At 49.8% G+C, this 11886-nt stretch carries 15 protein-coding genes and 1 riboswitch; of the genes, 4 read left to right on the top strand and 11 right to left on the bottom strand.

All coding sequences use genetic code 11. The features are described 5' to 3' along the window. Position 1: 1 nt before the first annotated feature. Positions 2-706, bottom strand: coding sequence for a FadR/GntR family transcriptional regulator (locus QMA39_RS01770; RefSeq protein WP_281657835.1), 705 nt, complete (start codon positions 704-706; stop codon positions 2-4). A 219-nt stretch (positions 707-925) separates the two neighbouring features. Here QMA39_RS01770 and QMA39_RS01765 point away from each other — a divergent pair, with 219 nt between their 5' ends. Beyond that, complete coding sequence (locus QMA39_RS01765) at positions 926-1735, top strand: ZIP family metal transporter (protein ID WP_281657834.1); 810 nt, start codon at positions 926-928, stop codon at positions 1733-1735. 276 nt (positions 1736-2011) lie between these two features. On the opposite strand, the gene QMA39_RS01760 is transcribed toward QMA39_RS01765, so the two are convergent. The 7 genes from QMA39_RS01760 to QMA39_RS01730 form a co-directional block, all read right to left on the bottom strand. Then, positions 2012-3031, bottom strand: coding sequence for a thiazole biosynthesis adenylyltransferase ThiF (locus QMA39_RS01760; protein ID WP_281657833.1), 1020 nt, complete (start codon positions 3029-3031; stop codon positions 2012-2014). After that, positions 3028-3795 carry a thiazole synthase gene (locus QMA39_RS01755; RefSeq protein WP_281657832.1) on the bottom strand — a complete coding sequence of 256 codons (768 nt, stop codon included), beginning with the start codon at positions 3793-3795 and terminating at the stop codon, positions 3028-3030. The genes QMA39_RS01760 and QMA39_RS01755 overlap by 4 nt, the downstream gene beginning before the upstream one ends. A 2-nt stretch (positions 3796-3797) precedes the next feature. After that, positions 3798-4001 carry a sulfur carrier protein ThiS gene (gene thiS / locus QMA39_RS01750; RefSeq protein ID WP_281657831.1) on the bottom strand — a complete coding sequence of 68 codons (204 nt, stop codon included), beginning with the start codon at positions 3999-4001 and terminating at the stop codon, positions 3798-3800. Beyond that, positions 3998-5122, bottom strand: a complete 1125-nt coding sequence (gene thiO, locus QMA39_RS01745; protein ID WP_281657830.1) for a glycine oxidase ThiO — start codon at positions 5120-5122, stop codon at positions 3998-4000. Before thiO ends, thiS begins: the two co-directional genes overlap by 4 nt. A gap of 4 nt (positions 5123-5126) precedes the next feature. Then, positions 5127-5726: a thiazole tautomerase TenI gene (gene tenI, locus QMA39_RS01740; RefSeq protein ID WP_281657829.1), complete on the bottom strand. Its 600-nt coding sequence runs from the start codon at positions 5724-5726 to the stop codon at positions 5127-5129. After that, a complete protein-coding gene (gene tenA, locus QMA39_RS01735) occupies positions 5723-6418 on the bottom strand; it encodes a thiaminase II (protein ID WP_281657828.1) in 696 nt (231 codons plus the stop codon). The genes tenI and tenA overlap by 4 nt, the downstream gene beginning before the upstream one ends. Positions 6419-6527: 109 nt before the next feature. Next, a riboswitch (TPP riboswitch) is annotated at positions 6528-6635 on the bottom strand. Between the two features lie 44 nt (positions 6636-6679). Further along, positions 6680-7120, bottom strand: coding sequence for an NUDIX domain-containing protein (locus tag QMA39_RS01730; protein ID WP_281657827.1), 441 nt, complete (start codon positions 7118-7120; stop codon positions 6680-6682). A 159-nt stretch (positions 7121-7279) separates the two neighbouring features. On the opposite strand from QMA39_RS01730, the gene QMA39_RS01725 reads away from it, so the two are divergent. The 3 genes from QMA39_RS01725 to QMA39_RS01715 all read left to right on the top strand — a co-directional run bounded on the left by QMA39_RS01725 (position 7280) and on the right by QMA39_RS01715 (position 8917). Beyond that, positions 7280-8071: an SDR family oxidoreductase gene (locus tag QMA39_RS01725; RefSeq protein WP_281657826.1), complete on the top strand. Its 792-nt coding sequence runs from the start codon at positions 7280-7282 to the stop codon at positions 8069-8071. Positions 8072-8384: 313 nt separating this feature from the next. Then, positions 8385-8633 carry a hypothetical protein gene (locus QMA39_RS01720; RefSeq protein WP_027953882.1) on the top strand — a complete coding sequence of 83 codons (249 nt, stop codon included), beginning with the start codon at positions 8385-8387 and terminating at the stop codon, positions 8631-8633. A gap of 50 nt (positions 8634-8683) precedes the next feature. Further along, positions 8684-8917, top strand: a complete 234-nt coding sequence (locus tag QMA39_RS01715) for a hypothetical protein (protein ID WP_281657825.1) — start codon at positions 8684-8686, stop codon at positions 8915-8917. 254 nt (positions 8918-9171) lie between these two features. Here the strand turns inward: QMA39_RS01715 and QMA39_RS01710 are convergent, their stop codons facing one another. The 3 genes from QMA39_RS01710 to egtB form a co-directional block, all read right to left on the bottom strand. After that, complete coding sequence (locus tag QMA39_RS01710) at positions 9172-9630, bottom strand: DUF523 domain-containing protein (protein ID WP_281657824.1); 459 nt, start codon at positions 9628-9630, stop codon at positions 9172-9174. Between the two features lie 71 nt (positions 9631-9701). Beyond that, the gene (gene egtD / locus QMA39_RS01705; RefSeq protein ID WP_281657823.1) at positions 9702-10634 is read right to left on the bottom strand and encodes an L-histidine N(alpha)-methyltransferase; all 933 of its coding nucleotides are present in this window, start codon (positions 10632-10634) and stop codon (positions 9702-9704) included. Further along, entirely contained in the window at positions 10631-11881 is a 1251-nt protein-coding gene (gene egtB, locus QMA39_RS01700; RefSeq protein WP_281657822.1) for an ergothioneine biosynthesis protein EgtB, read from the bottom strand. Before egtB ends, egtD begins: the two co-directional genes overlap by 4 nt. Between the last annotated feature and the right edge of the window lie 5 nt (positions 11882-11886).

Raw genomic sequence — 11886 nt, 5'->3', positions numbered from 1 at the left:
ATTATGAAATGATTCCACTGAGCGATTCTCTGACGTGATTCAAATGTTCCACCATAAATGCCTGTGCTTCCTCGTGTTTTTCTTCCTTTATGGCAGCAAAAATCCGTTGATGCTGGTTCAGCAGCTGACGTGTACCTTCTTCGGTGTGAAGGAGCTTCCTTGTCTCCCGCATGCCCTGCATCATGACTTCCGACACGCTCTGCATGAGGTGGAACAGCATTTGATTGTGAGCTGCTTTTACAAGCGCCATATGAAATGCCAGATCCGCCTGTTCGCCGATGTCACCATTTCCCTTCGCTCTTTCCATCTCAAAAAGGGCCGCTTCCATGGCCTGAAGGTCTTCTTCTGTCCGCGATAAAGCCGCCGCTCCTGACGCACCAACCTCAAGGATCTGCCGGACTTCCAGCAGTTCTCTCATATCCTCCGGCTTCATTAGAAAAGCAACAGAGGTTGGAACAGTGAACCGGGCAGGATCGAATGTTTTGACATACGTGCCTTCTCCCTGGTGCATTTCAAGAATGCCCATGGCCCGCAGCGCACTAAGTGCTTCCCTGATCGCTGATCGGCCGACATCAAAGCTTTTGGCCAAAGCTTCCACACTGTCCAGCTTATCCCCCGGCTTCAACCGACCTTCCTTTAAAGATTCCAATAACGAATCCGCAACCTGTTCATAAATTTTCTTTCTACGAATCGGTTTATACTCCACGCCATTTCCCCCAGCTCCATCTTTTAATTTAAGTTTACTTTATTCTTCCAATCTTTGAAAGCGTTAACGGTAAATTAACAAAAAATTATGAAGGTTTCCTGAGGATAAAGTTCGGTTAAAGAACCGCAGGCTGTCCTTTTGACGTTTTTGCTAAGCGCATGTAAAATGACCGCATAAACAAATTTTGCACAAAGGCAACTTTAAGAAAGGTGATGAATCATGATTGACCTATTCAAGGAAATGAATCCTGTAATGCAGGCATTTATTGGTACATTATTCACATGGGGCATGACGGCCTTAGGCGCCTCTCTTGTATTTTTCGTCAAAGGTGCCAATCAGAAATTTCTTGATAGCATGATGGCTTTTGCGGGTGGTGTCATGATTGCGGCTAGTTACTGGTCTCTGCTGGCACCGGCTATTGAGATGTCCGCAGAAGGACCCGTACCGAACTGGGTACCGGCCGTTGTCGGGTTCCTTCTTGGAGGGGTGATGCTCCTCTGGATCGACCGTCTTCTGCCCCAGATGGACACTGATAAATACTTAGGGGATATCAAGGACAACAAAGCCAAAAACCGGACGGCTCTGCTCGTCTTTTCCATGACGCTGCACAACATTCCGGAAGGTCTTGCTGTCGGTGTGGCCTTTGGCGCACTTGCTTCCAGCGGGACAGAATCCACACTCGCTGGTGCGGTCGCCCTGGCGCTCGGAATCGGGATTCAGAACTTCCCGGAAGGAACCGCCGTATCCATGCCTCTCCATCGTGATGGGATGGGCAAAAAGAAAAGCTTTATGTTCGGTCAGTTTTCCGGCATGGTCGAACCGATCTCCGCTGTCGTTGGTGCCGTTGCTGTCATTTTCATCGAACCGATCCTCCCTTATGCCTTAAGCTTCGCTGCCGGAGCGATGATTTTTGTTGTGGCTAAGGAAATCATCCCGGGTTCTCATGAAAAAGGGAACGTGAACCTTGCTTCGATCAGTCTCATGCTCGGTTTCGCCATCATGATGACGCTCGATGTCGCGCTGGGGTAACGATGTACTTACCTATTGGAAGAACTGCTCCCTATATTATGCAGAGTGGTCACATTCCGCTTTTTGGTGGATACTTGCCGCGGGCACGGCCTCAGCTAACTTGGGCAGGAAAACCACCTGACCAAGTGGATCTTCGGTCCGCGCTGTTCCCGCAGGCGTCACCACCAAACACTTATCAGCTTAAAGCGGTTTGCCAGAGCTTCAAGAGGCATTAGAAAAGAACACGTGCTCTCTACAAATGGAAAAAAGCTCAGAGACCCTGTCTCTGAGCTTTTTTCATCCTGTATACCGATGATAGAGTGTTTTGGCTTCAGCTACATCCTGGGTTCCGTGAATGAGGGCACGTCCGTCCTTAAAGAACACCATCCGTTTATCCCCTGTCGTAAACGATAGCAGGTAAGGGTTCTTCTCCACCCTGCCGTCCTGACCGGCAAGCGTCTCTGCGAGAACGGTCAGGTTCCATTCCTGCTTCGATGCCGGGCGGATCTGCACAGAGTCACGCCCGCAGAGGACTGCTGTCTTCATCTGCTGATCATAGGATAAGAATGGATAGGATGCCTCTCGGCCGCATGACGGACAGTCATCCTTTTTCACGCTGGAGACGCCGATGGCTGAATGCTGATTCGTCCATAGATCAAAAGAAACGAGTTTCTTCCTGACAGCGCCCCAATCTTCAACTAACAGCTTCATAGCTTCTGCTGTCTGATGAGCGGTCACCATCTGGACCGCTGGACTGATAATGCCTGCGGTGTCACACGTCAATCCTCCAAGCGGCACCTGCTCCATCAAGCAGTGCAGGCACGGCGTATCTCCCGGCAGAATGGTATAGCTGATGCCGTAGCTTCCGACGCAGGCCCCGTAAACCCAGGGGATCTGATGCTTTTGAGATAGATCATTGATGATCATCCGGATATCAAAATTATCAGTGGCATCAATGATGACATCAACACCATCCAGAAGTGGCTCCAGTTCAAGCGGTGTCGCATCGATGACTTTTGCATCAATGATGACCTCACTGTTTACCTGCTCCAGCCTCTGCCGGGCAGCTACCGCTTTCGGAAGTCGGGTTTCAGCGTCCTTTTCTGTATACAGCTGCTGACGCTGAAGGTTGCTCCATTCCACATAATCGCGGTCAATGATCGTCAGTTTTCCCACCCCGGCGCGCACAAGATTTTCAGCGGCACCGGTTCCGAGGGCACCTGCCCCGATGATCAGCACATGTTTGCTGCTGATTTTCTCCTGCCCCTTTTCCCCGATGGGCTGGAACAAAGTCTGTCTTGAATATCGGTCGTTCATGTTCGGCTCATTCCCTCCATTGGACTGCTGGCCGCAGCATAACGCTTTTTCGGGATCCTCCCTGCTTCAAATCCTAGCCGTCCTGCCTGTATGGCAAGCTTCATCGCTTCCGCCATTTTCACAGGATCATCGGCGGCAGATACAGCAGTATTCAACAGCACACCATCAGCGCCAAGCTCCATCGCCGCTGCTGCATCGGCTGGTGAACCGATGCCCGCATCCACGATGACCGGCACTTCTGCCTGTTCAATCATTAAATCCAGCTGATGCGGGTTGAGAATCCCCTGCCCTGACCCGATCGGGGACGCCCCGGGCATTATTGCGTGGGCTCCCATTTCTTCCAGTCTTTTCGCAAGGACGACGTCATCGGACGTATAAGGAAGAACCGTAAAGCCTTCCTCCAACAGCATTTCCGTCGCCTTCAACGTTTCGACAGGATCAGGCAGAAGCGTTTTTTTACAGCCGATCACTTCTACCTTAATCATATCGCAAAGTCCGGAAGCTTTGGCTAATTTTGCATGCCGCACTGCCTCTTCTGCATTTTCCGCCCCTGCCGTGTTAGGCAGGAGTGTATAACGGCCGACGTCCAGCTGTTGAAGCAGGTCCGGCTGCTGCGGTTCAAAAATGTTCATTCTCCGGACGGTAAAGGTGAGGATATCGGTTTCCGATACGTCTACAGCCTTTTTCTGCGTTTCAAAATCAGGATATTTCCCTGTCCCCAAAAGCAGTCGTGAGTTAAACGTAAAATTTCCAATCTTAAGCATTATTATCCCCCTCCTACGAATTGGACCAGTTCAATTTGGTCACCTTCATGCAGTTGTGAATGGCCATGCTCGCTTTTTTCTAATATGGTGTCGTTCAGTTCCACCATGACCACCCGGTTATCCAATTGAAAGTGACTCAGGAGCGTACGGACATCATCCAGATGGTCAGGAATCTCATGCCACTCGCCATTTAATTTCACATTCATGATAAACCTCCTTCTATCGTGATGAAGCTTTGTCCACTCGTCACCCAGTCAGGATCCACCGACTTCCCCTCGATTTGATCAGCCATCAGCTTTCCTGTCACCGCTGAAAGCAGGATGCCGTTCCGATAATGGCCTGTCGCCATCCATAACCCCTCTTTTTCAGGATGAGGGCCGACATAAGGAATGCCGCTTTTCGTCTGCGGCCGGATTCCGGCCCACGTATCTTCCATTTCGGATTCCGTAAGTGAAGGAATGAGGCGGCGGGCTTTTTCCATCAATTGAAAAAGGCCCTCTAAGGTAACAGACTCGTCGAAGGAACCCACATGTTCAGTGGCACCGATAACGAGGCGGTTTCCGGCCTTCGGAACGATGTAGCAGTCTTTTGTGAAAAGGGTCCCTGTGATGAGCGGGCGTTTCGTCCGGACAGAAAAGCACTCCCCTTTGACCGGGTACGTTTCCACAATGGTGCGTTCAGCATTCAGCAGTGAAGCACTCCATGCCCCGGCCGCTGCGATGACCGCATTCCCTGTATACGTGCCTCCGATGGTTCTGACTCCAATGATCCGACCGTTTTCTTCCACCAAGCCGGTGACGTCCGTGTGTTCCAGGAAATCCGCGCCGAGTGCTGCGGCCGAAGCGGCAAACGCTTTCGTCAGCTTTGGTGCGTCCACCTGACCGTCTTCCGGCAGGTATAAAGCTCCTGAAATCCTGTCTGAAAGAGACGGCTCTGTTTCACGCATTTCATCACGATCGATCCACCGAGCCGTTTCACCGACCGCTTTCTGCGATTTCCCCAGCTGCTTCCACGCTTCCTTTTCCTCATTTGTAAGAGCAATTTTATATAACCCTTTCTGCTGGAGCCCGATATCCACTCCACTGAGCTCTTTCAATTCAGCTGCAAGAGAAGGAAACATCGCCCGGCTCGTTCTCGCCATCTGAAAAAGCGGATCGTCCCCTTTCCATTCGGACTGAGCACCGAGCATGCCCGCTGCGGCGCTTGATGCCTTCTGTCCGGTTTTCCCCCGGTCGATGACGAGCACTTTTTTCTGCCGCCTGGCAAGCTGATAGGCCACAGAACTGCCAATGACTCCTCCACCTACAACGATTGCGTCATAAAGCATCCCTTCATCTCCTTTCCAATTGATATCGATAACGGCGCACCGCTTCTTCAGCGTTTTCTGCCAGAAGAACCCCCGACAGCACGGCCGCTCCCGACGCTCCGTAATGCCTAAGACTGGAAGCATTTTCCGGTGTTAATCCCCCAATAGCAATGACAGGCAGGGACACGGCCCCGGTGACGGTCTTCAGTGCACCAAGCCCCCTCCCCGGCATCCCGGGTTTGGAATTCGTCTCAAAGACATGGCCGAATAGAACAGCATCCGCTCCCTCAGCCTCTGCGGCCACCGCTTCTTCTGCCGAATGGACGGAACAGCTGACGTGTAAAGATGGAAACGCTCGCTTCACGTCTTGAACCGATAAACTGTGACCAGCCAGCTGCACGTGTGGCACCGCTTTTGCTGCTGCTACATCCACCCGGTCATTGATCACGAGCTTTTCGGTCGGAAACCCGAGCTCCGTCAAAGTATCTATAGTTCCCGCTATTTCACTTGCGGACCACTGCTTTTCTCGAAGGTGGAAGAAATCGATCATTGGTTCAATCGCAGCCACCCTCGTGCACAGTTCCTCCCGGGACTGCCGCCCTGTGGATATGACATGCAGTTTCATTCACGTCCGGCTGCGATCGACTGTTTTATATCAAACGGCCATTCCTCCATACGGTAAGCCATTTCCCAGAACATATATTCATACTGACTGCTGATGATAAACAATTCCTTCATCCTGGCTCTGCCGGCATCTGTCTTCTTTTCAGCCAGTTCATCAAGACGCTCGATCTGCTCCTCTACAAGCGTCCGGAACCAATCCCCGCCGTAAGCCGCGATCCATTCCTGGTAGACCGGTTCTTCCGGCGACGACTCTTTCAAATGTTCGCCGACTTCATAATACAGCCAGTAGCACGGAAGAATCGTCGCAATCACATCCCCTAAGTCCCCGTTATACGCTCCTCTGTACATATGGGACGCATAAGCATAGGCCGTTGGTGACGGTTTGAACTGCTCCCGCTCTTCCTGCGTAATGCCCAGCTGCTTCGAAAAATTCTCATGAAGCCCAAGCTCTGCTTCGTACGTACTCTGAGCATGAGACGCCATATTGGCCATGACAGCCATATCTTCAGACTTTGCAGCTCCCAATGACTGGACACGGGCAAAATGGGACAGGTAATAGGAATCCTGAAGCACATAATAGCGGAACTTTTCGAGAGGAAGCGTTCCCTCTCCAATCCCCGTTACAAAAGGATGCTGAAAGCTTCCCTCCCAAATCTCATCTACGGCTTTTCTAATTTCTTCTGAAAATTTCATGTCCACTCTCTCCTTTGTTGAACGATCCGCCACTGATTTTTCCCACTAAAAAAGCCACTTTCCCCGGCATAGGAAAAGTGGCTGATATACATTTATTTTCATAGACATGTATAGGTATCGGCCACTTCCCTACGCTGGTATAAACCAGATCAGGTTCCAAGAGTCTTAAAGCATTACTTTAATCTCAGCCTTTGAGAAGGCACCCCTAGTGGATCGCTCGCTATTCAATTCTCTTTCATCGTAACACGTTAGAATTTTTTGTCAAAAATAGATTTTCGACTGCCGTTCCACTGCTTTCTGGATACTGTTGGCTGTCCAGGGAGGAATCGGGACGGGACTCTCGTTCAGATCGGGCTCTACCCAGACCATGTCCGCCACTTCTTCCGGGCTCTTTATATAAGGCTCTCCTTTGAAATCGGCAGTTAAAAATACGACATTCAGAACCTGGATATCCCCGATTAAAAAAGTATTGCTGTGTACATAGGTAAGGTCCCCATCCAAAATGAGGCCGATTTCCTCTTTGATTTCACGGCGGACGTTATCTTCCAGCACATCAAGGGAATCCGGACTGAACTCCATTTTCCCTCCAGGCAGCGAATAGAGACCGCCGGCATGCTCCTCTTCCGGTGACCGCTGAATGAGCAGAAACTGACCGTTTTTCATAATGGCCGCTTCTACGTTTATGATATAAGAATACGACATATACAAACCTCCTTTTTCATCCAATCCTTACCAAATTCGACACGACACACCAAACTCCTCTCCTTCCCGGAGAAAAGGTTGGTGAGCATATTCATTGTGTATCTTTCTCAAAAGCCGTACGATACTCTTTGCAATAAAAGATAAAGAGGTGTTCCAACCATGGATTTACAACTTAGAAATAAACTTGTCCTTGTGACCGGATCTACACAAGGAATCGGAAAAGAAATTGCGAAAACTTTCCTTGAGGAAGGTGCACGCGTCGTCATTAATGGACGTACTCAGGAAAAGCTCGATCGTATTGTAAACGAATTAAATCCTCACGGAGACATTCAAGGATTTGCTGCTGATGTGTCGACGAAAGAAGGCGCAGATGCGCTGATCCAAAAAGTCGAGGCCATCGGTGACCTGGATGTACTTGTGAATAATACAGCCATGTTTGAAGTGAAAGATGTCGAAGATGTAACCGATGAGGATTGGATGAATTACTTTGAAACCAACATCATGAGTGCCGTACGTTTGTCGCGTCATTTCCTTCCCAAAATGCTTGAACGGGATACCGGCCGGATCCTGAACATTTCCAGTGAAGCCGGCGTGAAACCGCTGGCGGAAATGATTCCTTATTCCACAACAAAAGGTGCGATTAACTCCTTGACCCGCGGCCTGGCGGAGCGTACAAAAGGCACCAACGTAACCGTTAACGCCGTCCTTCCTGGACCGACATGGACCGAGGGAGTAGCCGGGTTCATGAAGGGAGCAGCAGAGAACGCAGGCGAAGAGTTGGAATCCTTTACGAAGGATTACTTCAAAAACAATGAGCCGACCTCTCTGATCCAGCGCTTTGGTACGGTGGAAGAAGTGGCAAGTGTCGTTGTCTACCTCGCTTCTCCGAAAGCTTCTGCCATTAATGGAGCAATGCAGAAAGTCGAAGGCGGCATCATCCGATCTGTGTAACATGAATGTCTTCCAGACACAGCGGCAACACTTTCTAGAGCAAATCAAAGATCGTTTTCTCTGGAAGCCCTTCTTTTTCTGCGGAATCTGTTTCGCTTACGAAGAACATTGGGTGGTGACGCCTGCGTGGAAAACACAACCCGAAGATCCACTGGATCAAAGGGTTTCCTTTCCAAGTCAGTTATCCACTGATAATGGCTATCTGCACGGAAGGCAGGTCATTTTATCCATTCTAAAAACACCCGCCCTTTTCAGGACGGGTGTTTTTTTAAGCTTATCTCAGGTAAAATATGGATCGGAGAGGAGGAAATCAATGACGCAACTGAAGGTCCTTTCTGCGTGGAACATCCTTCCCGCTGCGCTTTTGATCACAGCTGGATGGTACCTGCTGGATGACAGCTCTGCCAATAACGACACCGCAGCCACCCTTCTTATCCTGTTCTGGGCCGTGAAAAGTGGGCTGGACGGCTGGAGGTATTATTTAATCCGTCAGAAAAAGCATGCCTTCTTGAACTTGGGCCTGAGTGCTGTCAGCCTTGCCTTGTTTTTTTATGTCCTTTAAAGGAAGGCAGTAAGGAAAGAGAACCATCCACTTATAAGGAGCGGATACATATGTTAAAAAAGATTCGAATCTTCCTGTCCGTCATAATCGTCTTTATATCCGGCTACGGATTATGGTCAGGTACATCAGGAGACCTTTTGTCTTTCACTCTCGCAGGTTTAGCCGTACTCATGGTTATTCTTGGTGTTGAAGAACAGAGAGAAACAACCAAAAGACGCGCCTCATTATACTATGCCGTCTCTGTTTTCTGTCTGTTTACTTCTATAGCGGGATTCATCCAGTAAAAAGTGTTCCATGAGAAGGGCTCTCAGCTTTTAGAAGGACTTGTTGTTATTCCAGTGCCTTCAGAAGCTGCGACCTTTCCCTTCCCGTGGACGAGCTAAATTGGATCAGGGGAGTTCAAGTGGAGGATTCGGTGGTTACGCCTGCGGGAAACCACGAGCCGAAGATCCACCGATAAGCGGAACGTGACAATCGCAGACTCACTATTGGAGAAATACTTTTTCTACATGAGGAGAGCCCCCTAAGAGGGGGCTCTTTACACCAACGTATGGATAAAATCGATCTCACTCATCACTTGAATGCCGTTCCGTTCAAGCAGGGCCGCTGTGACCCCTTTTCCGGCAACCTGCCTGCCGCTGAACGTGCCGTCATAGATGAGGGTACTGCCGCAGGACGGGCTTCCCTCCTTCAACACCACCGTATCAATCTGCAGATCTCTTACTGTTTCTAATGTCAAATAAGCGCCTCTTATGTACGTCTCTGTTACATCGTTTCCTGTCTTTTCCATTACACGGGCCCGTCCTTTCAGCACATCCTCCCCATCACCGCCGACAATCTCTGCCGGGGGACGCGGGACCATGAACCCTCCCAGCAGTTCCGGGCAGGCGGGAACCGCTTTCTTTTCCAATATTAACTTTTGAATTTTCTCCTGGAGGCAGTCGGTGCCATCATAGCGCACTTTCATACCAGCCAGACAGGAACTGATTAAAATCACCCTTCTCTTCCTCCCTTAACTCTATTTAAAAAAGGAAATCCAGACCCTTAAAAAGAGTCCGGGCCTTCCTCTTAAACCACTTCCATCAGACAGACACTGAAATACTCTCTTTCATCTGATACGACACGCTGAAGCAGAAATCCGCTCGATCTGCCCAGCTGGATGATGTCTTCTGGATCGTATTTATAGGAGTTCTCTGTATGGATTCTTTCCTGTTTCTTCACTTCAATGGTATGCCCTCCGACGGAAAGAACTTGATCCCTGACGCTTTCCAGATGCATTTCAATCCTTCCGGCACTTGAATTATAAAGAGCCACATGGGAAAAACTCTCCACATCAATGGACGCTTCATGCTCACGATTAATCCTTGTGATCAGATTTTTATTAAACGCGGCGGTCACCCCTGCCGCATCATCATAGGCCGCTTCAATGACCGTTTCATCTTTTTTGCGATCAACTCCGAGGATCAGCTCATCGCCGGGTTCCAGGAGACTTCGGATATTTCCGAGAAAACGCTCTGCCTCCCCCGGTTCAAAATTTCCGATCGTGGAGCCTGGAAAGAATATGACTTTCTTCTTCCCTTTCAAATCAGGGAGTGTAAACGGCTGTGTATAGTCCGCACTGACGCCCTGAATGTGAATCTCCGGATAGGATGTCTGCAGCTGAGCCACCGTATCCGCCAGAAATTCTTCAGAAATATCGATCGGAATATAGCTTTCGATGTTCTTCACATGATCCAGCAGAATTTTCGTCTTTTTACTGCTGCCGCTGCCCAGCTCAATCAAGGCGGATGGTTCATGGAAAACTGATTTCCATGTGCTCAGGTTTTCCAGAAGAATCCGCGCTTCTGTCCGTGTCTGGTAATACTCCGGCAGATCTGTAATCTGTTCAAACAGCTGCGATCCCTGCTCATCGTATAGAAATTTAGAGGAAATCCATTTCTTTTCTTCAAAAAGACCGCTGAGTATATTGGATGGCGCCTTTACATTCAAATGCGTCTTCATACATCCTCCGCCAATCGGAATCCGCTGAACTGCCAGCGCATCTCCGGATGGAAAAAGTTCCGGTACGTCGCCCGGATATGGGACTGCGGCGTGACACAGGCGCCTCCTCGGAGGACGAGCTGATTCGCCATGAATTTGGCATTGTATTCACCTAGAGCCCCGTCCAGTGGTTTATTCCCCGGGTAGGGAACGTATGGGCTCTGGGTCCATTCCCATACATCGCCGTATGCCTTTTCCATCGTTCCGTCTCCCTTATAAATGGAATGCGGCTGATACTGTTCGTGCTCCATAAAGTGACCATCCACTTCAAGCTTTTCCATGGCATGCTCCCACTCCTGTTCAGTCGGAAGCCTGCGGCCGGACCACCTCGCATACGCGTCGGCTTCGTAAAAGCTCACATGGCTGACCGGAGCATCGAGATCGATTTTCTGCAGACCGGAAAGTGTGAACATGTGCCACTCCCCGTCTTTGTTCACCCAGTACTGAGGATGTTTCCACTGATTTTCCTTCACCGTTCCCCAGCCGTCCGAAAGCCAGTGCTCGGGCTGTTCATAACCACCCGATTCCATAAACTGAATGAACTCCCCGTTCGTTACCGGCCTGTTGGCAATGCGGTACGGATGAAGATACGTTTTGTGCCGCGGCCCTTCATGATCAAAAGCAAACCCCTCCCCGTTATGACCGATATCCGCTATCCCTTCTTTGAATTCAAAGAACGAAAGCTCAGGAGCACGGCCATAGGAAGCATCCACCTGCTCCTTGAATACCGGATAAAGCGGGTTATAGGAAAAGTTGTATTTGATGTCCATTAAGATAAGCTCCTGGTGCTGCTGCTCGTGCTGCAGACCAATTTCCACAAGCCCGTCAATATCTGCGTCACCGACACGTTCAGCAAGCAGGCGGCTCATTTCCTGATCCACATGACGGCGGTAGTCCATCGTTTCCTCCACCGTAGGGCGGGTAATCAAACCCCGCCTCTCCTGCGGGTGGAATTCTCCGACGGTTTCATAGTAGGAATTGAAGAGGAATAAGAAAGCCTCGTTATAATGCCGGTAATCAGGAATGTATACTTCCAAAATGAATTTCTCGAAAAACCAGGTTGTATGCGCCAGGTGCCATTTCGTCGGACTCACATGCTTGGCCGCCTGTACAACAAAGTCTTCCGTCTTCAGCGTTTGAACAAGCTTTTCCGTAATTGTTCTCGTTTCTGCATAGAGACTTAATACACTTTGATGGGTCGTTTCCATATAGC

The organism is Halobacillus sp. Cin3, assembly GCF_947311855.1.
Taxonomy (GTDB): domain Bacteria; phylum Bacillota; class Bacilli; order Bacillales; family Halobacillaceae; genus Halobacillus; species Halobacillus kuroshimensis.
Note: the sequence above shows the minus strand (reverse complement) of the source record. Positions and strands in the feature narration are given on the sequence as shown.

What these genes read in the sequence shown, in the direction of transcription:
- QMA39_RS01765 (WP_281657834.1), top strand. Translation starts at nt 926, where the DNA reads ATGATTGACCTATTCAAGGAAATGAATCCTGTAATGCAGGCATTTATT.
- QMA39_RS01760 (WP_281657833.1), bottom strand. Translation starts at nt 3,031, where the DNA reads ATGAACGACCGATATTCAAGACAGACTTTGTTCCAGCCCATCGGGGAA.
- QMA39_RS01755 (WP_281657832.1), bottom strand. Translation starts at nt 3,795, where the DNA reads ATGCTTAAGATTGGAAATTTTACGTTTAACTCACGACTGCTTTTGGGG.
- thiS (WP_281657831.1), bottom strand. Translation starts at nt 4,001, where the DNA reads ATGAATGTGAAATTAAATGGCGAGTGGCATGAGATTCCTGACCATCTG.
- thiO (WP_281657830.1), bottom strand. Translation starts at nt 5,122, where the DNA reads ATGCTTTATGACGCAATCGTTGTAGGTGGAGGAGTCATTGGCAGTTCT.
- tenI (WP_281657829.1), bottom strand. Translation starts at nt 5,726, where the DNA reads ATGAAACTGCATGTCATATCCACAGGGCGGCAGTCCCGGGAGGAACTG.
- tenA (WP_281657828.1), bottom strand. Translation starts at nt 6,418, where the DNA reads ATGAAATTTTCAGAAGAAATTAGAAAAGCCGTAGATGAGATTTGGGAG.
- QMA39_RS01730 (WP_281657827.1), bottom strand. Translation starts at nt 7,120, where the DNA reads ATGTCGTATTCTTATATCATAAACGTAGAAGCGGCCATTATGAAAAAC.
- QMA39_RS01725 (WP_281657826.1), top strand. Translation starts at nt 7,280, where the DNA reads ATGGATTTACAACTTAGAAATAAACTTGTCCTTGTGACCGGATCTACA.
- QMA39_RS01720 (WP_027953882.1), top strand. Translation starts at nt 8,385, where the DNA reads ATGACGCAACTGAAGGTCCTTTCTGCGTGGAACATCCTTCCCGCTGCG.
- QMA39_RS01715 (WP_281657825.1), top strand. Translation starts at nt 8,684, where the DNA reads ATGTTAAAAAAGATTCGAATCTTCCTGTCCGTCATAATCGTCTTTATA.
- egtD (WP_281657823.1), bottom strand. Translation starts at nt 10,634, where the DNA reads ATGAAGACGCATTTGAATGTAAAGGCGCCATCCAATATACTCAGCGGT.
- egtB (WP_281657822.1), bottom strand. Translation starts at nt 11,881, where the DNA reads ATGGAAACGACCCATCAAAGTGTATTAAGTCTCTATGCAGAAACGAGA.